General features: G+C 66.0%; 22 protein-coding genes and 3 tRNA genes. 10 read left to right on the top strand and 15 right to left on the bottom strand.

Annotated features, from left to right (window positions below; translation table 11 throughout):
* The first annotated feature begins 176 nt into the window (after window positions 1–176).
* A complete protein-coding gene (locus ACAW63_RS25655; protein WP_371230146.1) occupies window positions 177–2,081 on the top strand; it encodes a potassium transporter Kup in 1,905 nt (634 codons plus the stop codon).
* Between the two features lie 249 nt (window positions 2,082–2,330).
* Here the strand turns inward: ACAW63_RS25655 and ACAW63_RS25650 are convergent, their stop codons facing one another.
* From ACAW63_RS25650 to ACAW63_RS25625, 6 genes are all read right to left on the bottom strand, one after another.
* Complete coding sequence (locus tag ACAW63_RS25650; RefSeq protein WP_371230144.1) at window positions 2,331–2,894, bottom strand: cytochrome b; 564 nt, start codon at window positions 2,892–2,894, stop codon at window positions 2,331–2,333.
* Window positions 2,895–3,028: 134 nt separating this feature from the next.
* A complete protein-coding gene (locus ACAW63_RS25645) occupies window positions 3,029–4,303 on the bottom strand; it encodes a virulence factor family protein (protein ID WP_371230142.1) in 1,275 nt (424 codons plus the stop codon).
* A gap of 1 nt (window position 4,304) precedes the next feature.
* Window positions 4,305–6,950: a bifunctional lysylphosphatidylglycerol flippase/synthetase MprF gene (gene mprF / locus ACAW63_RS25640; RefSeq protein WP_371230140.1), complete on the bottom strand. Its 2,646-nt coding sequence runs from the start codon at window positions 6,948–6,950 to the stop codon at window positions 4,305–4,307.
* 145 nt (window positions 6,951–7,095) lie between these two features.
* Window positions 7,096–7,172 (bottom strand) — tRNA-Met (locus ACAW63_RS25635).
* A 117-nt stretch (window positions 7,173–7,289) separates the two neighbouring features.
* Window positions 7,290–7,366: transfer RNA gene (locus tag ACAW63_RS25630), tRNA-Met, on the bottom strand.
* Window positions 7,367–7,482: 116 nt separating this feature from the next.
* Window positions 7,483–7,559: transfer RNA gene (locus ACAW63_RS25625), tRNA-Met, on the bottom strand.
* Between the two features lie 279 nt (window positions 7,560–7,838).
* Between ACAW63_RS25625 and dinB the strand changes: the two genes are divergently transcribed.
* The gene (gene dinB, locus ACAW63_RS25620) at window positions 7,839–8,837 is read left to right on the top strand and encodes a DNA polymerase IV (protein WP_370601701.1); all 999 of its coding nucleotides are present in this window, start codon (window positions 7,839–7,841) and stop codon (window positions 8,835–8,837) included.
* Window positions 8,838–8,904: 67 nt separating this feature from the next.
* Here dinB and ACAW63_RS25615 read toward each other — a convergent pair whose 3' ends face one another.
* From ACAW63_RS25615 to ACAW63_RS25600, 4 genes are all read right to left on the bottom strand, one after another.
* Entirely contained in the window at window positions 8,905–9,303 is a 399-nt protein-coding gene (locus ACAW63_RS25615; RefSeq protein WP_371230138.1) for an META domain-containing protein, read from the bottom strand.
* Window positions 9,300–9,740, bottom strand: coding sequence for a hypothetical protein (locus tag ACAW63_RS25610; protein ID WP_331316949.1), 441 nt, complete (start codon window positions 9,738–9,740; stop codon window positions 9,300–9,302). Before ACAW63_RS25610 ends, ACAW63_RS25615 begins: the two co-directional genes overlap by 4 nt.
* 62 nt (window positions 9,741–9,802) lie before the next feature.
* Window positions 9,803–10,792: a 2-hydroxyacid dehydrogenase gene (locus tag ACAW63_RS25605; protein WP_371230136.1), complete on the bottom strand. Its 990-nt coding sequence runs from the start codon at window positions 10,790–10,792 to the stop codon at window positions 9,803–9,805.
* A gap of 12 nt (window positions 10,793–10,804) precedes the next feature.
* Window positions 10,805–13,588, bottom strand: coding sequence for a response regulator (locus tag ACAW63_RS25600; protein ID WP_371230134.1), 2,784 nt, complete (start codon window positions 13,586–13,588; stop codon window positions 10,805–10,807).
* Between the two features lie 126 nt (window positions 13,589–13,714).
* On the opposite strand from ACAW63_RS25600, the gene ACAW63_RS25595 reads away from it, so the two are divergent.
* The 6 genes from ACAW63_RS25595 (at window position 13,715) to mazG (ending at window position 21,295) form a co-directional block, all read left to right on the top strand.
* Window positions 13,715–14,425, top strand: coding sequence for a response regulator transcription factor (locus tag ACAW63_RS25595; protein WP_371230132.1), 711 nt, complete (start codon window positions 13,715–13,717; stop codon window positions 14,423–14,425).
* The gene (locus ACAW63_RS25590; RefSeq protein ID WP_371230130.1) at window positions 14,418–15,773 is read left to right on the top strand and encodes a histidine kinase sensor domain-containing protein; all 1,356 of its coding nucleotides are present in this window, start codon (window positions 14,418–14,420) and stop codon (window positions 15,771–15,773) included. The genes ACAW63_RS25595 and ACAW63_RS25590 overlap by 8 nt, the downstream gene beginning before the upstream one ends.
* 91 nt (window positions 15,774–15,864) lie before the next feature.
* Window positions 15,865–16,764, top strand: coding sequence for a cysteine synthase CysM (gene cysM, locus ACAW63_RS25585; protein WP_275608180.1), 900 nt, complete (start codon window positions 15,865–15,867; stop codon window positions 16,762–16,764).
* A 1-nt stretch (window position 16,765) separates the two neighbouring features.
* Entirely contained in the window at window positions 16,766–18,118 is a 1,353-nt protein-coding gene (gene rlmD, locus ACAW63_RS25580; RefSeq protein ID WP_371230127.1) for a 23S rRNA (uracil(1939)-C(5))-methyltransferase RlmD, read from the top strand.
* Between the two features lie 92 nt (window positions 18,119–18,210).
* A complete protein-coding gene (relA, locus tag ACAW63_RS25575; RefSeq protein WP_371230126.1) occupies window positions 18,211–20,469 on the top strand; it encodes a GTP diphosphokinase in 2,259 nt (752 codons plus the stop codon).
* Window positions 20,462–21,295, top strand: coding sequence for a nucleoside triphosphate pyrophosphohydrolase (gene mazG / locus ACAW63_RS25570; protein WP_371230125.1), 834 nt, complete (start codon window positions 20,462–20,464; stop codon window positions 21,293–21,295). The genes relA and mazG overlap by 8 nt, the downstream gene beginning before the upstream one ends.
* A 138-nt stretch (window positions 21,296–21,433) precedes the next feature.
* Here the strand turns inward: mazG and ACAW63_RS25565 are convergent, their stop codons facing one another.
* Window positions 21,434–22,366 (bottom strand): aspartyl/asparaginyl beta-hydroxylase domain-containing protein, encoded by a 933-nt coding sequence (locus ACAW63_RS25565; RefSeq protein ID WP_371230123.1) that lies wholly within the window; start codon window positions 22,364–22,366, stop codon window positions 21,434–21,436.
* A 150-nt stretch (window positions 22,367–22,516) separates the two neighbouring features.
* On the opposite strand from ACAW63_RS25565, the gene ACAW63_RS25560 reads away from it, so the two are divergent.
* Window positions 22,517–23,056: a DUF2058 domain-containing protein gene (locus tag ACAW63_RS25560; protein WP_371230121.1), complete on the top strand. Its 540-nt coding sequence runs from the start codon at window positions 22,517–22,519 to the stop codon at window positions 23,054–23,056.
* 16 nt (window positions 23,057–23,072) lie between these two features.
* On the opposite strand, the gene ACAW63_RS25555 is transcribed toward ACAW63_RS25560, so the two are convergent.
* Both ACAW63_RS25555 and ACAW63_RS25550 read right to left on the bottom strand, forming a co-directional pair.
* The gene (locus tag ACAW63_RS25555; RefSeq protein ID WP_371234792.1) at window positions 23,073–23,351 is read right to left on the bottom strand and encodes a Rho-binding antiterminator; all 279 of its coding nucleotides are present in this window, start codon (window positions 23,349–23,351) and stop codon (window positions 23,073–23,075) included.
* A gap of 16 nt (window positions 23,352–23,367) precedes the next feature.
* Window positions 23,368–23,592 carry a thioredoxin family protein gene (locus ACAW63_RS25550; RefSeq protein WP_343572453.1) on the bottom strand — a complete coding sequence of 75 codons (225 nt, stop codon included), beginning with the start codon at window positions 23,590–23,592 and terminating at the stop codon, window positions 23,368–23,370.
* Between the two features lie 113 nt (window positions 23,593–23,705).
* Here ACAW63_RS25550 and ACAW63_RS25545 point away from each other — a divergent pair, with 113 nt between their 5' ends.
* Window positions 23,706–24,275, top strand: a complete 570-nt coding sequence (locus ACAW63_RS25545; protein WP_371230119.1) for a MarR family winged helix-turn-helix transcriptional regulator — start codon at window positions 23,706–23,708, stop codon at window positions 24,273–24,275.
* Window positions 24,276–24,352: 77 nt separating this feature from the next.
* On the opposite strand, the gene ACAW63_RS25540 is transcribed toward ACAW63_RS25545, so the two are convergent.
* Together ACAW63_RS25540 and ACAW63_RS25535 are read right to left on the bottom strand one after the other, a co-directional pair.
* A complete protein-coding gene (locus tag ACAW63_RS25540; protein WP_371230117.1) occupies window positions 24,353–25,630 on the bottom strand; it encodes an outer membrane protein transport protein in 1,278 nt (425 codons plus the stop codon).
* Between the two features lie 186 nt (window positions 25,631–25,816).
* On the bottom strand, window positions 25,817–26,296 hold the full coding sequence (locus tag ACAW63_RS25535; protein ID WP_207885371.1) for a hypothetical protein: 480 nt from the start codon (window positions 26,294–26,296) through the stop codon (window positions 25,817–25,819).
* Window positions 26,297–26,319 lie beyond the last annotated feature (23 nt).

Below are 26,319 nucleotides of genomic sequence, written 5' to 3'. Positions count from 1 at the left end.
CCGCGCGCTTGACCAGTCTCCCTGGGACAAGCTGTCGCAGGCCCCCCGCAGGCGCGTGCCAGCCGGTAATTGTGGGCAACAGGCTCTATAGTCTTTCAGAACGAACACACCCGGCTCTTGCATCGACGAATGGGTCGGAGCAGGATGCGCCGAATTTTTCAGAGGAAATTTGTTACATGTCCGATGCAAGCGCCGGCACCGTTGAGCATGAACAGCCCCATTCCAGCTCCGCGATCGGCCTGATGGTCGGCGCCGTGGGCGTCTGCTACGGCGATATCGGCACCAGCCCGCTGTACACCCTCAAGGAAGTGTTCGTCGGCGGTTATGGTGTGCAGGCCAACCACGATGGTGTGCTCGGCGTGTTGTCACTGATCTTCTGGTCGCTGATCTGGGTGGTGTCGATCAAGTACGTGATCTTCGTGCTGCGCGCCGACAACCAGGGTGAGGGCGGGGTGATGGCGCTGTCGGCCCTGGCCCGCCGCGCCGCCACCGGCCGCCGACGGATGCAGGCGATGGTGGTGATCGCCGGCCTGATCGGCGCGGCGCTGTTCTACGGTGACAGCATGATCACCCCGGCGATCTCGGTGCTCTCGGCCATCGAGGGCCTGGAGATTGCCTTCGACGGGCTGGAGCACTGGGTGGTGCCCCTGTCGCTGATCGTGCTGGTCGGCCTGTTCCTGATCCAGAAGCACGGCACGGCGCGCATCGGCATCTTGTTCGGCCCGGTGATGGTGGCCTGGTTCGTCGCCCTGGCGGCGCTGGGCATCTACGGTGTGTCGCAGCAACCGGAAGTGCTCAAGGCGATGAATCCGGTCTGGGCGCTGAACTTCTTCATCTCCCATCCCGGCATTGGCGTGGCCATTCTCGGCGCCACCGTGCTGGCCCTGACCGGCGCCGAAGCACTGTACGCGGACATGGGCCACTTCGGCCGTAAGCCGATCGCCCGTGCCTGGTTCGCACTGGTGCTGCCGGCGCTGGTGCTGAACTACTTCGGCCAGGGCGCGACCATCCTGGTCAACGCCGAGGCCGCGCGTAACCCCTTCTACCTGACCGCGCCGGGCTGGGCGCTGCTGCCGATGGTGGCGCTGTCCACCCTGGCCACGGTGATCGCCTCCCAGGCGGTGATTTCCGGCGCCTTCTCCCTGACCCGCCAGGCGATCCAGCTCGGCTACGTGCCGCGCATGGTGATCCAGCACACCTCCAGCCATGAGCAGGGGCAGATCTACATCGGCATGGTGAATTGGGCGCTGATGGTCGGCGTGGTGTTGCTGGTGCTGGGCTTCGAGTCCTCCGCCGCCCTGGCCTCGGCCTACGGCGTGGCGGTGACCGGCACCATGCTGATGACTACCCTGTTGATGGGGGTGGTGATCTGGCTGCTGTGGAAATGGCCGCTGTGGCTGGCCATTCCGTTCTTCCTGATGATGCTGCTGGTGGACAGCCTGTTCTTCGCCGCCAACCTGCCCAAGGTGGTCCAGGGCGGTGCCTTCCCGGTGGTCGCCGGCATAGGCCTGTTCATCCTGATGACCACCTGGAAGCGTGGCCGCCAGCTGCTGGTGGACCGCCTCGACGAAGGCTCGCTGCCGCTGCCGCTGTTCATCTCCAGCATCCGCTCGCAGCCGCCGCACCGCGTGCAGGGCACTGCGGTGTTCCTCACCGCGCGCTCCGACGCCGTGCCCCATGCGCTGTTGCACAACCTGCTGCACAACCAGGTGCTGCACGAGCAGGTGGTGCTGCTCACCGTGGTCAACGAAGACAGTCCGCGGGTCAGCCCGGATCGCCGCTTCGAGGTGGACGCCTACGGCGAAGGCTTCTTCCGCGTGGTGCTGCACTTCGGCTTCATGGAAGATCCGGACATTCCGCTGGCGCTCAAGCTCTGCCACCTCAACGAGCTGGACTTCAGTCCGATGCGCACCACCTACTTCCTCAGCCGCGAGACGGTGATCCCATCCAAGCTGATCGGCATGGCGCGCTGGCGTGAGGGGCTGTTCGCCTTCCTGCTGAAGAACGCCAACGGCAATCTGCGCTACTTCAACCTGCCGCTGAACCGGGTGATCGAGCTGGGGACGCAGGTGGAGATCTAAGGCCCCGTGACCAACAAAAAGCGCGCCGATTGGCGCGCTTTTTGTTGGGCGTCTTTTGTAGGAGCGGACGTTGTCCGCGGTCCACTGGCAGTTGGTGCCGAGAGCGTAGGGCGTATAACGCTCCGCGTTATACGCCGATTGGCCTTGGCTTCAGGGCACTCCGCACTTGGCCCTGGCACTGCCGGTCGGGAGTGGTGTATCGGCGTACAACCGCGAACGGTTGTACGCCCTACGATGCGCCGCGGAGCCTTACTCCGGGCGTGCCTCGCCCTTGCCCGGCAGCATGCGCACCAGGGTGTTGTCGCGGCTGATGTAGTGGTGGAACAGCGCAGCCAGGGCGTGCAGGCCGATCAGCCAGTAGCCCAGCACGGCGATGGTCTCGTGCCACTCCTTGACCTGCTTGGCCAGGTCCGGGTTCTTGTCCACCAGGTGCGGCAGCTCCATGCCCCAGAAGGGGATGGGTTTGTCGGCGGCGCTGAGGATCACCCAGCCGGCCAGCGGCAGGCCGATCATCAGGCCGTAGAGTGCGACGTGCATCAGCTTGGCCAGCTTCATCTGCCAGCTCGGCGGTGCCGGGTAGATGGGCGGGGTCGGGTAGATGAAGCGACCGAGCAGGCGCAGCCAGACCAGCACGAAGACGCTCAGGCCAAGCACGAAGTGCCAGTGCTTGAGAAACTCGCGGGCTTCGCTGCCCTTGGGGAAGTTCCCGCGCAGTTCCATGCTGGCATACACCGCCGCGATCAGCAGCAGCATGATCCAGTGCATGGCGATGGACAGGCTTCCGTAGCGGGAGGGTTTCTTTGTCAGGCTCATGACGTTTCCTTGTGTGGCTTCGCGGGCCCCGCTCTGGCAACGGGGCTGACAGTGTCAGTCTAGAGCCTTAAGCCAGCCTGAAGCAGCTCCAGTCCGTGGAGGAAGGGCCGCATCGCGCGGCCCTTTGATAAGGGTCAACCTTCGTTGTCGGCTGCCTGGCGGGAGCGGATGGCGTCGACCAGGCGCTTGGCGAGGGCCGGATAGTTCTCGTCGAAGTGATGGCCGCCAGGGAGCTGGAGGTTTTCCCCGACCGATTGCGGCTGGGTGCAGCCACTCTCGTCCTTTTCCTCGATGCCGTACACGCACAGCACCTTGGGGCCCGGCAGACGGGCCATTTCCGGGCCGGTGGCGGCTTCCTGGCCGGCCTTGCCCAGCCAGCCCTGTACTTCGATCTCGAAGCTGCCGCTGCGGGCGAAGGCCAGCAGGATCACCGCACTGACATCCTTCTTGGCATCGGCCGGCAGGCGGTTGTAGATCGCCGGCAGTACGTCGGCGCCGAAGGAGTAGCCGGCCAGCACGAAGTGCTTGGCGCCCCATTTCTGCCGGTAGTGCTGCATCAGCACGGCAAGGTCGGCGGCGCTCTGCTCGGGGCTCTTGTGCTCCCAGAAGTAGCGCAGGGCATCGACGCCCACCACCGGGTAGCCCAGCTCGGCCATCTGCGCGGCGACATCGCGGTCCAGATCGCGCCAGCCGCCATCGCCGGAGTAGAACAGGGTGACGGTTTCCGACGGCTTGGCGGCGGGGACTTCGACCACCGGCACATTGTCGTTGCCACCTTGCAGCAGGTGGCGCAGTTGGTCGGCGAGGACCTTGGGCAGTGGGGTGTCGTAGTCGGCGATCACCGTCTCGGCGTTCTTCAGACCGCGGGCGAAGCGCGCGCTGGCATCGTCCGGGTTGTCGTTCCATGCGGCCAGCCAGTGGCCGTGGGCGGCGTTCTGCGGCAGGGGCGTGGCGGTGCAGTCGGGCTTTTCCAGGGAGAAGCCGACCGACAGGGCGTGGGCCTTGTCGTCGCTTTGTCCGGCGAGCCAGCGCCAGGCGTAGGCGCCACCCTCGCCGATGCCGGCGACCAGGGTCGGCTGACCGTCCAGCAACTCGCCGGCGGCCTGGATGCGCTGCTGCTGGGCGGCACAATCCTTGTCAGGGAAGACGAACTGCACCACGCGGGCGCCGCTGTCGTGGGCCAGGGCCAGCAACTGGCCGTCGTCCAGTTTCTGGTCCGGCTGCACCGCCAGCAGGACGCGCGCAGTGGGCTGCTTGGCGGGGATGGCCAGGGTGGCGGCGCTGCCGTCGGACAACTGGCGGTGTTCCAGGGAGGCCTGGGAGGCGGGGCGGCTCCACAGCAGCAGGCCGACCGCGATGATGATCAGGAGGAGCAGGGCGAGCAGATGCCGCCAGCGACGTTTCAGCATTTCAGCGTTTCACCAATCCACTCAGGCCGCCGGCGATCAGCGCGGCGGTATCAGCCAGGGCCACCAGCGGGTCCAGTCCGGCGGGCACGGCCAGGTAACGAGGCTCCCAGTCGGGCTGGAACTTGTCCTTGAAGCGACGCAGCCCCTGGAAATTGTAGAACTGCTCGCCCCGGCGGAAGACCAGGGCGCCCAGGCGCTGGGTCAGCGGCGCGCCACGGCGCGGCTGGAGGCCGGCGAGCGGCACCATGCCCAGGCTGAAGCGGGTGTGCCCGCTTTCCTTGTAATGCAGGATCAGGCCGAGCATGAGGAATTCCATGGTCAGCTTCGGTGCGTCGGGCACCATGCGCATCAGGTCGATGCTCGCCAGCTCCTTGCTGCCGGTTTCCAGCAGGTTGGCGAAGGCCACGGCGCGGCCCTCGTGGCGGATCACCACGATGCGGAAATAGTTCAGGTATTCGGGGGTGAAGCGGCCCAGGGAGAAACCTTTCTCGCGGACGTTCTTGCCGCCCAGCCAGGCGTCGGAGATCGCCCGCAGTTCCTCCATCGGCGCCTGGCCCGGTTCGTGGAACTCCAGGCTCAGGCCGTCGCGCTGACCCCGGTTCCAGGTGTAGCGCAGGTCCTTCATTTCCTTGCCCTTGTTCTCCAGGTCGAAGCGACGCAGGTCGACCCGCGCCTCCTCGCCGAGCTTGAGGGCGGTCAGGCCGATGTCCATGTACAGCGGCAGGTTCTCCGCCCGCACCTGGTAGAACACCGGGCGCGCGTGGTGCAGGTCGCAGAGGTCGCGGAACTGCCAGATCAGCTCGGCGCGGGACTGCGCCGGACCCACCGGGTCGAACAGCGCCACCAGGCTGCGGCCGCGGCGGGCGTACATCAGGAAGGCGTCGTTGCCTTCATGGAACAGCAACGCCTTGTCGCCGGAGAGCGCCAGGCCGCCGTCCGGTTGCGAGGAGTTCGCCAGGATGCCGGCGGCGGTGTCCAGGTCTTCGCGACTGGGTTCGAGGATCGCCGGCGGCTCGGTGCGCAGCAGCCAGTACAGCGCTAGTGCGGCCAGCAGCAGACAACTGCCCAGGGCGGCGCGCAGGCCGCGCGGAGCGTCGGCGTCCAGGGCGAATTGCCACCAGAGTTCCTGATCGTAGGGCACGTCCTGGTAGGCGAACAGCAGCAGCCAGATGGACGCGGCGATGACGCAGGCGGCGGCCCCCAGATAGAGCGGCGAGAAGGGCAGGTCCATCAGGCGGCTGCGCCGGTAGAAGGCGCTGCGGAAGATCACCAGCAGCGCGGCGGTGAAGCTCAGGATCAGCGCTTCTTCCCAGTCGAAGCCCTTGAGCAGCGACAGCACCGCGCCGGCCACCAGCAGGCCGAGGGTCAGTGCCCAGGCGGCGGACAGGCGACGGCGCAGGCCATAGGCGAGCAGCAGGCAGAGCACGCCGATCAGGCTGGCGGCCAGGTGCGAGGCATCGATGAGGCGGTGTGGCACCAGGAAGCCGATCTCCTCCAGACGGGTGTCGATGGAGGGTGTGGCGCCGGAGAACAGCAGCACGATGCCGGAGATGAACACCAGCAGGGAAAGGATCTGCGCGGCGAAACCGGAAGTGATCCGCACCGCCTGCTTGGCCACCAGCACGCGCCGGGCTTCGAGGAACAGCAGCAGCAGACAGGCGACGATCAGCGGCAGCACCACATAGATCAGGCGGTACAGCAGCAGCGCGGCGGCCAGCGGCGCGGCGCCCAGTTGCCCGGCGAAGGCCGCCAGCAGCACGGCCTCGAAAACCCCGACGCCACCGGGTACGTGGCTGAGCACGCCGGCCGCCAGGGCGATCAGGTAGACCAGCAGGAAGGCGCCGAAGGGCGGGGCTTCGGGCAGCAGCAGATAAAGCACGGTGGCGGCGCAGGCGACATCCAGTGCGGTGATCAGCAGTTGCAGCAGCGACAGGCGCAGGCCGGGCAGGCGCACGGTGCGGCGACCGATGCGCACCAGGTGGCTGTCGGGAGACGGTTGTTCGGGCAGGCGCCGGCGCTCGATGCCGATCACCAGCAGAATGCAGAAGGCGATGATGCCCAGGGCGAGCACCGCCACCAGCCAGCTCGGCAGGTGCAGGGCCAGGGAGGCGTCGGACAGGTCGCTCAGCGCGGCCAGCGCGGCCAGCACCGGCAGCGCGCAACCCAGGGACAGGCTGGCGAACAGGGTCATTCGCGCCACTTCGGCGGCGCCCAGGCCCTGGCGGGCATACAGGCGATAGCGTACCGATCCGCCCGACAGCATCGACAGCCCCACGGCATTGCCGATGGCGAAGGCGGAGAAGCCGCCGGTCAGCAATGCCGAGGGGGAGAGTCTCACCCCGGCGAAGCGGGTGGCCGACCATTCGTAGCCCAGCAGGGTGATGAAGCCGGCGACGGTGGCGGCGAAGGCGCCTGCCAGCGATGCAGTGGGGACGTCGAGGATGGCGTCGTGCAGGGAATAGGCGTCGATGTCGCGCAGCAGGTGGTAGCAGGCGATCAGCGCGAGGCTGAACAGCAGCAGGGTGACGCCCAGGCCGATCGGTTGGCGATTGGCGTTGATCCAGTGCAGAAGCCCGCTGCGCTGTGGCTGCTCGCCGGTCGCGGGGCTGTCTGGGGTGGCAGGGTTGGCGCTCATCGGGCACCTCATCGAATTTGCGCGACAGAGTAGGGGCAGTGGCGCGATTTCCCAAGTCCCTCGGGAGGATTTCTTCCTGGGGGCGACGATTTGCTGAAGCAGTTTCTTCGGCACAACGAAAAAAGCCACTCCTAAGAGTGGCTTTCTTCTTGATGTCTGGTTGCGGGAGCAGGATTTGAACCTACGACCTTCGGGTTATGAGCCCGACGAGCTACCAGACTGCTCCATCCCGCGGCGGCCATTCTACGGAGATGAAAGCTGTTGTCAATCAATATTTCGTTTTTGATCAATAATTTAAATTTACGCGCAAACGAAAAAGGCCACTCCGAAGAGTGGCCTTTTCCTTGTGTCTGGTTGCGGGAGCAGGATTTGAACCTACGACCTTCGGGTTATGAGCCCGACGAGCTACCAGACTGCTCCATCCCGCGGCGGCCATTCTACGCAGGTGAAAGGTATTGTCAATCGATATTTAGTCTTCGATCAATTATTTGAATCGCACGCAAACGAAAAAGGCCACTCCGAAGAGTGGCCTTTTTCTTGTGTCTGGTTGCGGGAGCAGGATTTGAACCTACGACCTTCGGGTTATGAGCCCGACGAGCTACCAGACTGCTCCATCCCGCGGTCGTTATTCTACTCAGGTGGGCCGGGGTGTCAATGGAAAAAGGGAAAAAGTGATTTTCTATCAGACATTTAGCTGCGACGAAAGGCAGCGGGGCAGTTCACCCAGCGTGGGTGGCAGCCGGCTGTGGATAACCGGGGCGGCGGCTTTTTGCATTACCATGTACAGGTTTCCCGCCGCCTATCCAGGCGGCTTCCGATGGTGATGCAGGCGCCTTCTTCGTGACTCGGCAGAGAAAGATCATCCACATCGATTGCGACTGCTTCTATGCCGCCATCGAAATGCGCGACGACCCGAGTCTCGTCGGCAAGCCGCTGGCCGTGGGTGGTTCGCCGGACAAGCGCGGGGTGGTCGCCACCTGCAACTACGAGGCGCGCGCCTATGGCCTGCATTCGGCGATGGCGATGCGCACGGCGGTGAAGCTGTGCCCGGACCTGACCATCGTCCGTCCGCGCATGGACGTGTACCGCGAGACATCCCGCGAGATCCACGCGATCTTCCGTGACTACACCGAGCAGATCGAGCCGTTGTCGCTGGACGAGGCCTACCTGGACGTCAGCGACAGCGAGCGTTGCGGCGGCAGCGCCACGCGGATCGCCCAGGAGATTCGCCGACGGGTATGGGAAACCCTGCATATCACCGTGTCGGCCGGGGTGGCGCCGAACAAGTTCATCGCCAAGATCGCCAGCGACTGGCGCAAGCCCAACGGTCTGTTCGTGGTGACGCCGGACGAGGTGGACGGCTTCGTCGCCGAATTGCCGGTGAAGAAGCTGCACGGCGTCGGCAAGGTCACGGCGGAGAAGCTGGCACGCCTGGGTATCCGTACCTGCGCGGACCTGCGTGACTGGTCGCGAATCCAGCTGGCGAAGGAGTTCGGCAGTTTCGGCGAGCGTCTGTGGGGGCTGTCGCGGGGGATCGATGAGCGTCCGGTACAGGTGGACAGCCGGCGCCAGTCGATCAGCGTGGAGAACACTTTCGATCAGGACCTGCCTGACCTTGCCGCCTGCCAGGAGGAGTTGCCGTCATTGCTGGGTGAATTGGAACGGCGCATGACCCGCCTGGACGCCAGCTACCGGCCGGGCAAGCCTTTCATCAAGCTGAAATTCCATGACTTCACCCAGACGACTCTGGAGCAGGCCGGCGCTGCGCGGGACCTGGACAGTTACCGACTGCTGCTGGGGCAGGCCTTCCAGCGCGGCAACAAGGCGGTAAGGCTGATTGGCGTGGGGGTGCGTCTGGTCGACCTGCGCGGGGCGCACGAGCAGCTCAGTCTGTTCTAGGGGCAGCCTGTTCCCGGGATTGTTGCCGTTTCGACGCGCTCCCACGACGAAACGGCCGTCCTGTTTCTCAGCCTTCAGGCCACATGCGCATGGCGCGGCCCGAGGCCGGCCACAGGCGCAGCTCGCCCTGGTCGCTGAAGTCCCAGCGCTGGACATCGCGGAGCATCTGCAGGAAGCGTCCTTCCTGCTCCATCAGCGCCTCGGCGCACATCTTCCGGGTGGAGCCCGGCTGGCCGAAGGTCAGCTTGTCGCCTTCCAGCGTGTAGCTGGCGAACCAGTGGTTGCAGCCGGCGCTGCCATAGGCGCGGCCCTTGCCGTCGAGGGTCAGGGTGATGTGGCTGTAGTCGATCAGCGGGCGCTCGCCGATCCATTCGATGCGGTAGGTCTGATCGGTTTCAGGGACCGGCTTGCTGGCGCAGCCGGCCACGGCCAGCGCCACGCAGGCGCCGGCGAACAGGACTTTCATGCAGTCTCCTTGCTCTGGCAATCCGGGCAGAGGTGGCGGGTGCCGGCCTTCGCCCAACCCAGCTCGCCGATGCGCGCTTCGGCGGCAGGCTGCTGGGCGGCCTTGCCGAGGCTGGCGTCGACGGCGAATTCGAAGGTCAGTGTAGCCGCGCAAGCGTCACAGTTGACCGTCCATTCGTGGATCGCCAGTTCACGGAATACCGGGCCCTTGGCCACGGCCATCCACTGTCCCGGCGGGTTGATCAGGTGGCGCACCTTTTCCACTTCCAGGTTCATGCTCAAGCTCTTGCTGCCCTTGAGGCTGACCAGCAGGGTGTCGCCGGCCTTAATCGAGCCGCCGATGCCGGTGACCTGGTAGCGGCCCGGAGTCAGCGCACGGCACTCGTTGAGGGTGAATTGCGGGTTGAGCAGGGTGTAGCGGAAATCGTGCTGGGCCATGGATCCTCCGGGAAAGCGCGGCATTCTAGGCGGCGCGGCGCTCGGATGCGAGCGCCAGCCGATCAACCTTCGACCCGATTGACCGGCTTGCCCGCCTGCCAGGCGCCGATGTTGTCCAGCGTGGTTTCGGCGATGGCGGCCAGCGCCTCGCGGGTCAGGAACCCCTGGTGGGCGGTGACGATGACGTTGGGGAAGGTCAGCAGGCGCGCCAATACGTCGTCCTGCAGCGGCAGGTCGGAGCGGTCGGCGAAGAAGATGTCGGCTTCCTCTTCATAGACGTCCAGGCCGAGGTAGCCGAGCTGGCCGCTCTTGAGCGCCTCGATCAGCGCCGGGGTGTCCACCAGCGCGCCGCGCCCGGTGTTGATCAGCATGGCGCCGCGCTTCATCTGCTGCAGGCTGCGTGGGTTGATCAGATGTCGGGTGGCGTCGTTGAGCGGGCAGTGCAGGCTGAGGATGTCGGACTCGACGAGCAGTTCGTTCAGCTCGACGAAACGGCCGCCCAGGGCCTCGATGGCGCGGTTGGGGTAGGGGTCGTAGGCGAGGATGTGGCAGCCGAAACCGCTCATGATGCGGGCGAAGACTTCGCCGATCTGGCCGCTGCCGATGATGCCGACGGTGCGGCCGTGCAGGTCGAAGCCGGTCAGGCCGTGCAGCGAGAAGTCGCCGTCGCGGGTGCGGTTGTAGGCGCGGTGCAATTGCCGGCAGAGCGCCAGGACCAGTCCCACGGCGTGTTCGGCCACGGCGTAGGGCGAATAGGCCGGAACCCGTACCACGGACAGCCCCAGGGCATGGGCGGCCTTGAGGTCGACGTGGTTGTAGCCGGCCGAGCGCAGGGCGATCAGCCGGGTGCCGCCGGCGGCGAGTCGCTCCAGCACCGGTCGCGACAGGTCATCGTTGACGAAAGGGCAGACCACGTCGAAACCGCTGGCCAGGGCCACGGTGTCCAGGCGCAGCTGCGCCTGCTGGAAGTGCAGTTCGAAGCCGTGGTGGCGGTTGGCTGCGACGAAGCTGTCGTAGTCGTAGGGCTGGTTGCTGAACAGGATGATGCGCATCGTCTTGCGGTCTCAGTGCGTGTCTTGCGGTAGCGCCGTGCTGTCGGCCTCGGCCTCGCGGTTCTCCGTGGCCCTGGCAAGTTCGGCCATGGCCCTGTCGAGTTCGTTCAGGGCTGTGGGAGCGTCCGGGTCGTTCTGCTTGAGCAGGGTTTCCGCGCGCTGGCAGGCGGCGCGCAGCATCGGCACGCCGCAGTAGCGGGTGGCGCCGTGCAGGCGGTGGATGCGTTCGAGCAGGGTGTTGCGGTCGTTGCGCTCGCGGGCCTGGCGGATCACCTGGCGGTCGGCGGACAGCGAGGCGAGCAGCATGCCGAGCATGTCGGCGGCCAGCTCCGCCTTGCCGGCGGCCAGGCGCAGGCCTTCGGCGGGGTCCAGCACGCTCAGGGCGTTCAGGCCCGTCTCGGAGCTGTGCGGCTCCGTGCGTGGCGCGCCCAGGTGCAGGCCGGTCCACTTCAGCAGCACCTGGGCCAGCTGGCGCTCGTCGATCGGTTTGGTCAGGTAGTCGTCCATGCCGCCTTGCAGCAGGGCGCGCTTCTCGTTGGCCAGGGCGTGGGCGGTGAGGGCGATGATCGGCACCGGGCTGACCTCGCGGTCGGCTTCCCACTGGCGGATTGCGTCGGTGGCCTGGCGGCCGTCCATACCGGGCATCTGCACGTCCATGAAGACCAGGTCGAAGCGCTCGCGCTGGACCGCTTCCACGGCGGCCAGGCCGCTGTCGACGGCGACCACCTGGGCGCCCATGTCGCTGAGCAGGGTCTTCACCAGCAGCAGGTTGGCCGGGTTGTCGTCGACGCAGAGCAGGTGCGGTGCACGCTCCAGCACGCCGTTGGCGATCTTTTCCTTGCGGGTCGGGCGCAGGTGGAGCAGTTCGTTCAGCGCCTGCTGCAGCTTGCGGGTGCAGGCCGGCTTGCTCTGCACCTGGGATTCGGGCAGCACCGCGTTGTAGTGCGCCTGCTCGATGGTCGGGCAGAGCACCAGACTCTTGCAGCCGTGCTGTTCGAGTTCGCGGATGGACTGCCGCAGCAGCTCCGGCGGGTGGGTGGCGGAGGTCACCCCGAGCAGGGCCAGGCCGATCGCCGGCTTGCCCTGCGGATCGGCCGCCAGCGCCCGCTCCAGCGTCGCCAGGTCGGGGAACTCGCTGACTTCCAGGCCACAGTCTTCCAGTTGATGGTGCAGGGCGGTGCGGGTCAGCTCATGGGGTTCATAGAGCGCCACGCGCTGCCCGCCCGCCAGCGCCGGCAGCAGGTCGTCGCCGTCATCGCGGGCCTTGGGCAGGTTGAGGCTGATCCAGAATTCGGAACCCTCGCCGGAGCTGCTGTCGACGCCGATCTCGCCGCCCATCTGCTCGATCAGGCGCTTGGAGATGACCAGCCCCAGCCCGGTGCCGCCGGCCTGGCGCGACAGCGAGTTGTCGGCCTGGCTGAAGGCCTGGAACAGTGCGCGCAGGTCCGCGTCGGTGAGACCGACGCCGGTGTCCTGCACGCTGATGCGCAACTGCGCGCGGTCGTCGCTCTCGTCTTCGAGCATGGCGCGCACGGCGATGCTGCCTTCGTGGGTGAACTTGATGGCGTTGCTCACCAGGTTGGTCAGCACCTGCTTCAGGCGCTGCGGGTCGCCCACCAGTTGCAGCGGGGTGTCGCGGTAGATCAGGCTGACCAGCTCCAGCTGTTTTTCGTGGGCGGCGGGGGCGAGGATGGTCAGGGTGTCCTGGATCAGTTCGCGCAGGTTGAAAGGGATGTTCTCCAGCACCAGCTTGCCGGCCTCGATCTTCGAGAAGTCGAGGATCTCGTTGATGATCCCCAGCAGGCTTTCGGCGGACTTGTGGATGGTGCCGAGGTAGTCCTGCTGGCGCGAGGTCAGTTCGCTCTTCTGCAGCAGGTTGGTGAAGCCGAGGATGCCGTTGAGCGGGGTGCGGATCTCATGGCTCATGTTGGCGAGGAACTCGGACTTGATCCGGCTCGCCTCCAGGGCTTCCTTGCGCGCCAGGTCCAGCTCGATGTTCTGGATCTCGATGGTTTCCAGATTCTGCCGCACGTCCTCGGTGGCCTGGTCGATGTTGTGCTGCATCTCCTCCTGGGCGCTCTGCAGGGCTTCGGCCATGCGGTTGATGCCGCCGGCCAGCTCGTCCAGTTCGTGACTGCCCAGCGCCGGCAGGCGGGTTTCCAGGCGGCCTTCCTTGAGCTGCGCCACACCCTGGGCGATCTGCCCCAGCGGCGCGTTGATCGCGCGGCTCATGCGCAGGGCGAGGAGGGCGGTGACCACCAGGCCGGTGATAATCAGCAGCAGGCTGGTGAACAGGCTGCGGTAGCCGCGCAGCAGGGTGCCGTGGTGCGACAGCTCCAGCTCCACCCAGCCCAGCAGCTTGTCGCCGTCGCCGTAGGGCTCGCCGGACAGGCTGCGGTGCCGGCCCAGTACTGGCAGGAGGAAATGGGTGGTGTCGAGGTTGCTGTTCATGCTCAGGTGCGAGCCGTCGCCGCTGGGCATGGGGGTGAGGATGCTGGGCCCGGCATGGACCAGGCGTTCCCGCTCGGGATTGAGGAAGGTGACGGCGCGCACGTCAGGCTGGTCCAGTGCCTCGGTGGCGATGCGCGACAGCAGCTCGGTGTTGTTCTGCGCCAGCGCCGGGGCGGAAAGCGGCGCCAGTTGCTCGGCAATCAGCTGGCCACGCTCGATCAGCTGGGCGCGCATGTCCGACAGCTGCACCCAGGTGAAATAGCCACCCAATACCAGCGCCAGCAGGCTGGTGGGCAGCAGGGTGAGCAGCAGTACACGTCCCTTGATGCCGAGATCCTTGAACACGCGATTCCTCCGGTGCGGTTTTCCCCGGCAGTGTAGCGGTTCGGGCCTGCGGGAGGGGCCTTTGCCTTGCCGAGATTGCGCCGAATCGGGAATACTGGGCGCAATTGCTAATCACTCTTATTTGATATGAACGCATTTTCCTCCTCGGGGCTGCGCCTGCTGACCATCGAGGACGACCCTACCCTGGGCGCCCACCTGTCCTCCCATCTGAGTGAGCGGGGCTTCGACGTCACCTGGTGCCAGGATGGCGTCACCGGCCTGGCCGAGGCGCGCGGCGGCGACTACGACCTGGTGCTGATGGACATCCTGCTGCCCGGCATCGGCGGCCTGGATATCCTGCGCCGGCTACGCCGCGAGCGTTCGGTGCCGGTGATCCTGATGTCCGCCCTGGGGGCCGAGCAGGACCGCATCGCCGGTTTTTCCCAGGGCGCCGACGATTACCTGCCCAAGCCCTTCAGCCTGGTGGAGTTGAGCGTACGGGTCGATGCGGTGTTGCGCCGGGTGGCGCTGGAGCGTGGCCTGCAGGCGCCGGTGGGGAGCAGCGATGGCCTGCAGCTGGATGGCGAAAAGGCCGACGCTGGCCTCGATGGCCGCTGGGCAGGGCTGACCGCTACCGAGTTCCGCCTGCTGGAGACTTTCCTCGTCAGCCAGGGTGAGATCCTGAGCAAGGCCTTCCTTTACCAGCACGTCCTGCATCGTGCCTTCACGCCCCACGACCGTGCCCTGGACATGCATGTCAGCCACCTGCGCCGCAAGCTGCAGGGCATCGGCTACCTGCGCCACCAGTTGCAGACGGTGTGGGGCAAGGGCTACGTGTTCCGCGACGGCGATGGCTGAAGTCCCCGGGCGTCACTCGCTGTTCTGGAGGCTGGCGGTCGCGCTGGTGGCGTTCTGTCTGTTGTTGATCTGGCTGTCCTGGTCCTGGGGCAAGCAGGTCGAGCGGCAAAGCTATTACCTGTCCGCCGAGGCCCGGGAAGTGCTTGGCGGATATGCCCATGAGGCGGAGCGGGCCTGGCGCTCGGGTGGCGCGGCCGGGGTCGATGCCTGGCTGGCGGGGATGCGCCAGCGCGAAGAGGGCTGGATGACCGTGGTCGATGCCCGCTTGCAGACCCTGGGCAGCGTCCCGCTGAGCCGGGAAGAAGTTGCCCACCTGACCTTCCAGCGAGGCCTGGAGTGGCCGGTGAGTTCACGCTCGATAGACCTGCCTTACATCGGCATCCCATTCCCCGGCGAGCCGACGGCGGGTCGCCTGGTGCTGCAACTGCCCGCGCGCTACCTGCCCAGTGGTTTCACGTTCATGCGCCAGTCACTGACCCACGGCCTGGTGCCGGCCGTGCTGGCGCTGCTGCTGTGTGCCTTGCTCTACCGCTACCTGGTGCGCCCGTTGGCGCGCCTGCGCGAGCACGCCAACGCCTTGCAGGCCGACGACCTGGGGGCGGTGGCGGGGCCCGAGCTCAGCGCGCGCCGCGATGAACTGGGTGAACTGGGCCGCGCGCTGGACCATATGGCGGAGCGCCTGCGCAGCCATGTGACCCTCCAGCGCCAGTTGCTGCGCGACCTGTCCCACGAGCTGCGCACCCCGCTCAGCCGCCTGCGGGTGGCGGGCGACAGTCCGATCAGCGAAGCGGCGCTGCGCCAGCGGGTCGAACGCGAGGTGGAGGTGATGCAGCGCCTGGTCGCCGATACCCTCGAACTGGCCTGGCTGGATACCGAGCGGCCGCAGCTGGAGCGGGAGGACATCGACCTGCAATCGCTCTGGGAGCTGCTGGTGGACGATGCCCGCTTCGAGGCCGGCTGGACGCCGGAACGCTTCCTTTATCAGGTGCCGGCGGGGTGTCGTGTGCGTGGTCACCTCAACGGCCTGGCGCGGGCACTGGAAAACCTGCTGCGCAATGCCATCCGCCATTCGCCTGGGAACGGCTGCATCCGCCTGGGCGGCTGCCGCGAGAGCCTGGGCTGGCATCTCTGGCTCGAAGATGACGGCCCCGGCGTAGCCGAGGCCGATCTCGAGCGCATCTTCCAGCCCTTCACCCGATTGTCCGCCGCGCGCAGTGGCGAAGGCTTCGGCCTGGGCCTGAGCATCGCCCGCAGTTCGGTGCGCATGCAGGGCGGCGAACTCTGGGCGGATCGTGGGCCGGCGGGGCTGCGCGTGCACCTGCGGTTGCCCGCCGCGAGCGGCCTCTGAGCATTTGCACACGGCTTATTCGGAAACTTCGTATGGCGCGCCGCGGTTTGCCGTTATCATAGGTGGCCTGGTTTCAGATCCGAGTGCCTCCATGACCGTGCAGTATCCGACTATCGCCGATTGCGTCGGCAATACCCCGCTGGTGCGCCTGCAACGCATGCCCGGGAATACTTCCAATACGCTGCTGGTGAAGCTCGAGGGCAACAACCCCGCGGGCTCGGTGAAGGATCGCCCGGCGCTGTCGATGATCACCCGGGCGGAGCTGCGCGGCGATATCAAGCCCGGCGACACGCTGATCGAAGCCACCTCCGGCAATACCGGCATCGCCCTGGCGATGGCGGCGGCGATCAAGGGTTATCGCATGATCCTGATCATGCCGGACAACTCCACCGCCGAGCGCAAGGCCGCCATGACCGCCTACGGCGCCGAGCTGATCCTGGTGACCAAGGAGCAGGGCATGGAAGGCGCCCGCGACCTCGCCGACCAGATGCAGCGCGAAGGCAAGGGCAAGGTGCTCGACCAGTTCGCCAATGGCGACAACCCGATCGCTCACTACGATTCCACCGGCCCGGAAATCTGGCAGCAGACCGGCGGTGAGATCACCCATTTCGTCAGTTCCATGGGCACCACCGGCACCATCATGGGCGTGTCGCGCTACCTCAAGGAGCAGAACCCCAAGGTGCAGATCGTCGGCCTGCAGCCGATGGAAGGCTCGGCCATCCCCGGCATCCGCCGTTGGCCGCAGGAGTACCTGCCGAAGATCTTCGACTCGACCCGCGTCGACCGCGTGGTCGACATGCAGCAGAGCGAAGCCGAAGACGTGATGCGCCGCCTGGCCCGTGAAGAAGGCATCTTCTGCGGCGTGTCCTCCGGCGGTGCGGTGGCGGCCATGCTGCGCCTGTCCCGCGAGCTGGAAAACGCGACCCTGGTGGCGATCATCTGCGACCGCGGCGACCGCTACCTGTCCTCGGGCGTGTTCGATCCCCACTGACATGGCCAAGCAGAGAACCGGCCTGCGCTTCCAGCCCAGCGGCGGAGCGCGTGGCCCCGCGGTACCGGTGGGCAAGAAGCAGCGCCTGAACATCGAGCGCCTGGCCCATGACGGCCGCGGCATCGCCCACCAGGATGGCCATACCTGGTTCGTCGCCGGTGCATTGCCGGGTGAGTCGGTGGAAGCCCGTGTGCTTGCCGCGCGCAGCAAGGTGGTCGAGGCGCGCTGCGAGCGCGTGTTCACGGCCGCCGACAATCGTCGCAACCCACCCTGTCCGGTCGCCGGCACCTGCGGTGGTTGCAGCCTGCAGCACCTGCCCCATGCCGACCAGTTGGCGCTCAAGCAGCGCACCCTCGCCGAGCAACTGGAACGCTTCTCCGGCCTGACCCCGCAGGAGTGGGCCGCGCCGCTGGTGGGGCCGGAATTCGGCTACCGCCGCCGTGCTCGCCTCGCCGTGCGCTGGGAGGTCAAGGCCAAGCGCCTGGAGGTCGGCTTCCGCGCGGCCGCCAGTCAGGCCATCGTCGCGTTCGACGACTGCCTGGTGCTGGTACCCGAACTGCAATCCCTGGCCCGTGACCTGCCGGAACTGCTGCGCGGTTTTTCCAAGCCGCAGGTCCTCGGCCACGTCGAACTGTTCCACGGCACTGCCAGCGCGTTGCTGCTGCGGCATATCGAACCTTTGTCCGATGGCGACCTGGCGCGACTGCTGGAATTCTGTTCGGCACGCGATGTGCAATTGTGGTTGCAAGGCGACGGAGAACCGACGCCGCACTCCGGGAACTCCGATCTCGGCTTCCGGCTCGATACCTGGGACCTGACCCTGGCCTACCGTCCCGGCGACTTCGTTCAGGTGAACGCGCCGGTCAACGAGGCGATGGTCGCCCAGGCATTGGACTGGCTGAAGCCTGCGGCCGATGAGCGCGTGCTGGACCTGTTCTGCGGCCTGGGCAACTTCGCCCTGCCGCTGGCCCGTCAGGTGCGCGAAGTGGTCGGGGTGGAAGGCGTGCAGGCGATGGTCGATCGCGCTGCGGCCAATGCCCGGGCCAACGGCCTTGCGAATACTCGATTCCACCAGGCGGATCTTTCGAAACCGCTTGCCGGCGCCCTCTGGGCGGCGGAGGATTTCACCGCTGTGCTGCTCGACCCTCCGCGCGACGGAGCCTTCGAGGCGGCACGGGAGATGCGTTCACTGGGCGCCGAGCGGGTACTTTATGTGTCCTGCAACCCGGCGACCCTGGCGCGCGATGCAGGCGAACTGGCCCGGCAGGGCTATCGCCTGAAGCGCGCCGGCATCCTCGACATGTTCCCGCAGACGGCGCATGTGGAGGCCATGGCTTTGTTCGAGGCAGGCTAGGACGGCCTGCGCAATCCGACCGGCCCGAGCAAGAAGAAAGGCCGGCGCTGTGAGCGGTGCACCGTGGGGCACCGTGGGGAAGGGTAGACACGATGGTACAGGTGAGAGCGCACCAGCCGGTCAACACTGACGGCAGCATCAACCTCGAGGCCTGGCTGGACCATGTCCAGACCCTGGTCCCGGTACTGGATCGCAAGGTCCTGCTGGAAGCCTGCGAATTCGCCCGCGAGGTGGAAAACAAGGCGGTCAGCAAGGTGGACAACGCCTGGGCCGACGGCACCTCCAGCTTCCAGACGGGCCTGGAGATCGCCGAGATCCTGGCGGACCTCAAGCTCGACCAGGAGTCCCTGGTCGCCGCGGTGATCTACCGTGGCGTGCGCGAGGGCAAGGTCAAGCTGGAAGACGTCCAGCAGCGCTTCGGCTCGGTGGTCGCCAAGCTGATCGAAGGCGTGCTGCGCATGGCGGCGATCAGCACCAGCCTCAACCCCCGGCAGTCGCTGGTGCTCGGCACCCAGGCGCAGATCGAGAACCTGCGCAAGATGCTGGTGGCCATGGTCGACGACGTGCGCGTCGCGCTGATCAAGCTGGCCGAGCGCACCTGCGCCATCCGCGCGGTGAAGAACGCCGACGAGGAAAAACGCCACCGCGTCGCCCGCGAAGTGTTCGACATCTACGCGCCGCTGGCCCACCGCCTGGGTATCGGCCATATCAAATGGGAGCTGGAGGACCTGTCCTTCCGCTACCTGGAACCCGACCAGTACAAGCAGATCGCCAAGCTGCTGCACGAGCGCCGGCTGGATCGCGAGCAGTACATCGCCACCGTGATGCAGCAGCTCAAGGACGCCCTGGCTGCCACCGGCATCAAGGCGGACCTCTCCGGACGCGCCAAGCACATCTATTCCATCTGGCGGAAGATGCAGCGCAAGGGCCTGGACTTCAGCCAGATCTACGACGTGCGCGCCGTGCGCGTGCTGGTGCCGGAAATGCGCGACTGCTACACCGCGCTGGGCATCGTGCACACCCTCTGGCGGCACATCCCCAAGGAGTTCGACGACTACATCGCCAACCCCAAGGAAAACGGCTACCGCTCGCTGCACACTGCGGTGATCGGCCCCGAGGGCAAGGTGCTGGAAGTGCAGATCCGCACCCACGCCATGCACGAGGAAGCCGAGCTGGGCGTGTGCGCGCACTGGCGCTACAAGGGCACTGACGTCAAGGCCAGCTCCAACCACTACGAAGAGAAGATTTCCTGGCTGCGCCAGGTGCTCGAGTGGCACGAGGAACTGGGCGACATCGGCGGCCTGGCCGAACAGCTGCGGGTGGATATCGAGCCCGACCGGGTCTACGTCTTCACCCCCGACGGCCACGCCATCGACCTGCCCAAGGGCGCGACCCCGCTGGACTTCGCCTACCGCGTACACACCGAGGTCGGCCACAACTGCCGTGGCGCCAAGATCAACGGCCGCATCGTTCCGCTGAACTACAGCCTGCAGACCGGCGAGCAGGTGGAAATCATCACCGGCAAGCAGAGCGGGCCGAGCCGCGACTGGCTGAACCAGAACCTGGGCTACGTCACCACCTCGCGGGCGCGGGCGAAGATCGTCCACTGGTTCAAGCTGCAGGCACGCGACCAGAACGTCGCCGCCGGCAAGGCCATGCTCGAACGCGAACTGGGTCGCCTGGCGCTGCCGCCGGTGGACTTCGAGAAGCTCGCCGAGAAGGCCAACTACAAGACCGGCGAAGACCTGTTCGCCGCCCTGGGCGCTGGCGACCTGCGCCTGGCCCACGTGGTCAGCTACGCGCAACAGCTGGTGGAGCCGGAGCGCGGCACCGAACAGCTCGAACTGATCCCGCGCAAGCCGAGCAAGATCGGCCACGGCAAGCGCGGCGACATCCAGATCCAGGGCGTCGGCAACCTGCTCACGCAGATGGCCGGCTGCTGCCAGCCGCTGCCGGGCGACCCGATCGTCGGCTACATCACCCTGGGCCGCGGCGTGACCATCCACCGCCAGGACTGCGCCACCGCGCTGCAACTGGCCGGGCGCGAGCCGGAGCGGATCATCCAGGTCAGCTGGGGGCCGGTGCCGGTCAGTACCTACCCGGTGGACATCGTCATCCGTGCCTACGACCGTTCCGGCCTGCTGCGTGACGTTTCCCAGGTGCTGCTCAACGAGCGCATCAACGTTCTGGCGGTGAACACCCGCTCGGACAAGGAAGACAACACTGCGGTGATGCGCCTGACCATCGAGATCCCCGGTCTCGACGCGCTGGGACGCCTGCTGGCGCGGGTCTCGCAGTTGCCCAACATCATCGAGGCGCGCCGCGACCGCGCGGGTGGCAAGGATGTATAAGCTCGACGACCTGCTGCACCTGATGGCCCGTCTGCGCGACCCGCAGAACGGTTGCCCGTGGGACCTGAAGCAGAGCTACGCGACCATCGTTCCCTACACCCTCGAGGAGGCCTACGAGGTCGCCGATGCCATCGAGCGCGGCGACTTCGACCACCTGCGCGAGGAGCTGGGCGACTTGCTGTTCCAGGTCGTCTACTACGCGCAGCTGGCGCGGGAAGAGGGGCGCTTCGAGTTCGATGCGGTGGTCGATGGCATCACCCGCAAGCTGGTCCGCCGCCATCCCCATGTATTCCCCGACGGCGACCTCTACGGCGAGCCGGACCCGGCGAAGCTCGAAGAGGCCGCGGTCAAGCAGCGCTGGGAAGAGCTGAAGGCCGAGGAGCGCGCCGCCAAGGCCGCCGAACCGGTGCAGCTGTCGCTGCTGGACGACGTGCCCCACGCCCTGCCGGCGCTGAGCCGCGCCAACAAGCTGCAGAAGCGTGCTTCCCAGGTCGGCTTCGACTGGGCCGATGCCCTGCCGGTGGTGGACAAGGTCCGCGAGGAACTGGACGAGGTGCTCGAAGCCATGGCTGGCGGCGACACCGAGGCCCAGGCAGAGGAGGTGGGCGACCTGCTGTTCGTGGTGGTCAACCTGGCGCGCAAGCTCAAGGTCGACCCGGAAACCGCCCTGCGCGCGGCCAACGCCAAGTTCGAGCGGCGTTTCCGCTACATCGAGACGGCGCTGCGCGACCAGGGCCGCAGCCTCGAAGGCACCAGCCTGGAAGAGATGGACGAACTCTGGGGGGCGGCCAAGCGTGACGAGAAGAATCCGATCAGCTGCGGATAAGCTCCAGCACCCATGAAAAAGCCCCGCAATCGCGGGGCTTTTTTGTGGCTCTTCGTAGCGGCGAGCTTGCTCGCGAAGCGCTTGGCGCCGGCGCTGCCGGAAACTCTGTTCGCGAGCAAGCTCGCTCCTACAGGTATCTCAGTCAAACATCCAGCGCAGCAGCCACACCAGCAGGATCACCGCCAGCACCGGCCGGCCAATGCGATAGGCCTTCGGGTAGCGGCGCTTGAATACCTTCACCTGACTGCCCACGGCATTACCGACGCGGATCAGCACCGAGTAGGCCTGGTTGATCCCGCCGACGCGCTCGCCTTCGACGTTCTGCGGTGCGGTGGCGCGGCCGAGGAAGGCGCTGACGCGGCGATTGAGGCGGGTCAGCAGCGACGACTTGAGCGGGCGCTCGATGTCGCAGAAGAGGATCAGGCGCGACTCGTCGGTTTCGTTCTTCACCCAGTGCACGAAGGTCTCGTCGAACATCACGTCGTGGCCGTCGCGCCAGGCATAGGGCTGGCCGTCGACGAAGATGCGGCACTCGTCGGAGTTGGGCGTGGCCAGGCCCAGGTGGTAGCGCAGCGAGCCGGCGTAGGGGTCGCGGTGCTTGTTCAGGTGGCTGCGCGGCGGCAGGCGGGTGAACATCGCGCCCTTGACGTTGGGGATGCTGCTGACCAGTTCCACGGTCTTCGGACAGAGCTGCTGGGCCGAGGGCAGGGGGCCGTCGTACCAGGTCAGGTAGAAGCGGGTCCAGCCCTTCTTGAAGAAGGAACCGAAGCCGGCCTCGTTGTTGTTCAGGGCATCGCGGATGTAGCCCTCGTCGAACAGCTTCTCGGCCTCCTCGCGGATCATCTGCCAGTTGTCGCGCAGCTTGTCGAGCTCGGGGAAGCGCTCGCGGTCCAGGTAGGGCTTGGGCGGCACGCTGGAGTTCAGGTACATCAGCGAGTTGTACGGGGCGAACCACGCGGAGTGGTTCACGACCTGGCGCAGGAAGGGCAGCCGCACCTTGCCGCGCAGGTGCACGTAGAGGATGGCGACAAGGAAGATGGCAAGAATCGCGAGAACGATGAGCTTGATCATGAGGGCCCTGGATGAGTGAAATCGAGCTGGGCACTTGCGCAGCGCACGCACAGGCCCGAGGATTATACCCCCTGTGAGCGCGAGCGCGGAGCCTTGTGCCACCAGGAAAGTTCCCCCGCGTCAATCAAGGACTGTCGAGAGTCTTATCGAATGAGCATGTCGTTACGTGACCAGTTGCTGAAAGCCGGGCTGGTCAGCGAGAAGCAGGCCAAGCAGGCCGGCAAGCAGAAGCAGAAGCAGCAGCGTCTGGAGCACAAGGGCCAGGCGGAGAAGGATGACAGCCAGCGTCAGGCTGCCCTGCAGGCTCAGGCCGAGAAGCAGGCTCGCGATGCCGAGCTGAACCGCCAGCAGCAGGAAAAGGCTGACAAGAAAGCCAGAACTGCCCAGATCAAACAACTGATCGAAGGCACCCGTCTGCCGAAGCTGGATACCGAGGACTACTACAACTTCGTTGACGCGAAGAAGGTCAAGCGCATTGCAGTCAACGACCTGATTCGCGACAAGCTCAGCCGTGGCAGCCTGGCCATCGTCAGCTACGACGGTCGCTATGACATCGTCCCGCGTGACGCCGCGTTGCGCATCAAGGAGCGGGACGAACGCCGCATCGTGCTGCTCAACGAGCCCAGTGGCGAGCCGGACGAGGACGATCCGTACAAGGATTACGTGGTGCCCGACGACCTCATGTGGTGAGGTCTTCCGGCCTGATTCAGGCCGGATTCAGTACCACCCTTGCGAAGCGCGCTTGCGCTGCCAGCGGTGTGATGGCGTGCAGGCAATCCAGCCGGAGCTCCCGGCTGGCATCGTCCACACGTACTTCCAGATATTCCTCCAGCGTCCCATCCCCACTTCGCCGCGTGTGCGTGGTGAAGGCCTGGGCATCGAACACCAGTCCGTCACGCAACTCGATACGCAGCCAGTAGCGGTAGAGGCAGGCGATCTCCAGGTAATCGTGGAGATCGCAGTGCAGTGGCCGATAGGTATCCATGCTGCTGGGCATGCCCTTACTTCAGATCCGCGATGGCGGCGCCGAAGTTCAGGTGCAGCACCTGGCCATCGACCACCAGGGCGGGCACCGACTTGACCCCGGCGGCCTCGGCTTCGGCGATGCGCGGCGACTGCTCGCCCAGGTGCACCACTTCCACTTCCCGGTTCAGCAATGGCAGCAGCGTGCGTTCGGCTTCGACGCAGACGGGGCAACCAGCGTGGTAATAGACGGTTTTGCTCATGACCCTTCTCCTGAATAATTAGGTATCGAATCGATACCAGTTCAGTCTGCAGGCGAGCAGCGACTTCTGTCAAACTGGTTTTTGATCGATACTATCTATCGGGAGGAGTGCCCATGACCGATACGACCCTGTACGACTACCTCGAACGCATCGCCAGCTTGATGCGCGCCTGGGCTCGGGAACAGCCGCTGATGGCCGACCTGCAGCCGATCCAGTTGAGCGCGCTGAACTACCTGGCGCGCTGCAACCGTTATTCGAATACGCCGCTGGCGGTCACGGACTACCTCGGCCTGACCAAGGGAACGGTGTCTCAGTCGCTGAAGGCGCTGGAGGCCAAGGGGCTGATCCGCAAGCGTCCGGATGCGCAGGATCGGCGCAGCGTGCACCTGGAACTGACGGAGGCGGGGCGGGGGCTGATCGAGTCGCTGGTGCCGCCGGCTTTCCTGAACCGCGCGGAAGAAGTCCTGGGCGAACATAGCGAACTGCTGGTGACGCTGCTGCGCGAGCTGTTGGCGACCATCCAGCGCCAGGAGAACGTGCCGGGCTTCGGCTTGTGCCGCACCTGCCGTTTCCACCAGAAGCTGGAAGAGGGCTCGCTCTGCGGGCTGACCGGTGAGCGACTGGAATCCCGTGAAGGCGAGTTGATCTGCCGCGAGCACGCCGAGCCTGACGAGGCGGCGTGAATGCACCGATTGCGGTGGTGACACCATGAAAAAGCCGGGCATTTGCCCGGCTTTTTCATGCCACGAAGATCACGCCATCAGAAGCGATAGGTCATCTGCGCGGTCAGGCCGTGGGCGCTGTTGTCGTACTTGGCGCTGTAGGCAGGCTGCAGTTCCACACCGGCCAGGCTCTCGCCGTTGGGCTGGTTCACGCCGGCGGTGGATTCCCACAGGTAGGCGTAGGCGAAGTCGAAGGTCATGTCGGCGTTCGGCGAGTAGCCGGCGCCCAGGGTGAAGATCTTGCGATCGCCCACCGGGATACGCACGTTGCGGTGCTCGTTGGTGGTCGGCGACGGGTCGTAGGCGAAGCCGGTACGCAGTACCCACTGGTCGTTGTACTGGTAGGAGGTACCGATGGCGGCCGACCAGGTGTCGTGCCAGCTGAGGTCTTCACCGATGGTGGCGAAGTTCGGCAGCGGCGGGTTCTCGTTCTGCACCTCGATGGACTGCAGACGGCTCCAGCGCGTCCAGGTGGTGCCGCCGTAGACGGTCCAGCGGTCATCCAGCTTCTGGGTGATCGACAGGTCGAGGGACTCGGGCAGGGTGATGTCCAGGCTGGCATCCATGCGCTTGTCGAACAGGCCCATCGGGGAGCCGGATACGGTGGTGTGGCCTTCCAGTTCGTACTTGACCTTGGAGTGGTAGGTCATGCCCAGAGAGGTCATCTCGGTCGGGGTGAACAGCACGCCGACGTTGAAGCCAGCGGCGGTATCGTCGCCCTTGATGCTGATCTCGGTGTCGTCCTTGGCGCCCAACAGGCCCTTGGTGGCCAGGTTGTTCTCCAGCTTGCCGTCGATACGGTTGAAGGTCGGACCGAAGCCGACGGACACCATGTCGTTGAACTTGTAGCTGATGGTCGGCTGGACGGTGATCACCTGGACCTTGCTGTAGGAGCCGTGGTAACGGCCCTGGAAGCTGCCTTCGTAGTCGTTGATGATGCCGTAGGGCACGTAGATGCCCAGGCCGACGCTGACCTTGTCGTCCAGCGGGGTGGCAATGTAGCCGAAGGGCACGGCGGCCAGCGGGACGGAGTCGCCCTTGTTGGTGCCGGTGGCGGCGCTGTGGGCCTGGCTGATGTCGTCCTTGGCGTCGACAATGGCGAGACCGCCACTGATTTCGGTGCGCTTGAGCTTGGACATGCCGGCCGGGTTGCCGTAGATGGTGCTGGCGTCGAGGGCGGAAGAGGCACGGCCTGCGTAGGCGGTACCGGCGCCGCTGGCGCTTTGCTCGTTGATGGCGATGCCGTTGGCCAGGGCCTGGGCAGAGGCGGCGCTAATGGTCAGAGCGAGCGTGGTCTTGAGCCATGTTGTTTTCATTGTTAGAGCAACTCCTGTGTTGATCGGCGCGCACGCTATCAAGATTCGAAAGTCTTGGGTAGTGCCTGGAAAACGCTCTACTTTGGGCTTTATAGCTCAAACAAGCGTTCTATCGGCGTCGTCGCCGTTCGTCGCGATGAACAAAAAAAACTGACCGATCGGTCATTCGAGGACTTAAGGCTCCGCTCAGGCCACCTGACTGAGATTTCCGACGTAGCTGTGCCAGGCGTCGACGAAATCGTGCAGGCGTCCGTGGGGGTGGAATACGCGACGCCAGACCCGGGCCAGGCCCAGGGGATCGTCGGCATGGGGCAGCGGGATGCGCTCGGCCTCCACCATCATCCAGGCGATGGCGGTGCTGTAGCGCAGGTTGACCGTGAGTTCCAGATGCGGGGCATCGAGGAAGGCGTGCTGGCTGGCCAGCCCGCGAACCCGGCTAGCCAACTCCGGGTCGCAGGCCAGATAGCAGTCCCAGAGGGTCTGGTGACGGCTTTCACCGATGCGGTACAGCCCGTGGCCATGGCTGTCGCCCAGCGCGCTCCCCAGCGCCGATTGACAGGCTGCCGCCCCCAGCAGCAGCGCTTCCGCCGCGACACTGTGCCGCCCCAGGTAGAGCAAGGTGGGCCGGATTACGTAGTGGCACAGGTCGTTGGCAGCAATTCCCATGACGTCCTCGTCCTCGGTGACCG

This window comes from Pseudomonas sp. QE6, from assembly GCF_041379005.1.
Classification (GTDB): Bacteria; Pseudomonadota; Gammaproteobacteria; order Pseudomonadales; family Pseudomonadaceae; genus Pseudomonas.
The sequence above is the reverse complement of the archived record's forward strand: the minus strand, read 5'-3'. Positions and strand labels throughout refer to the sequence as shown.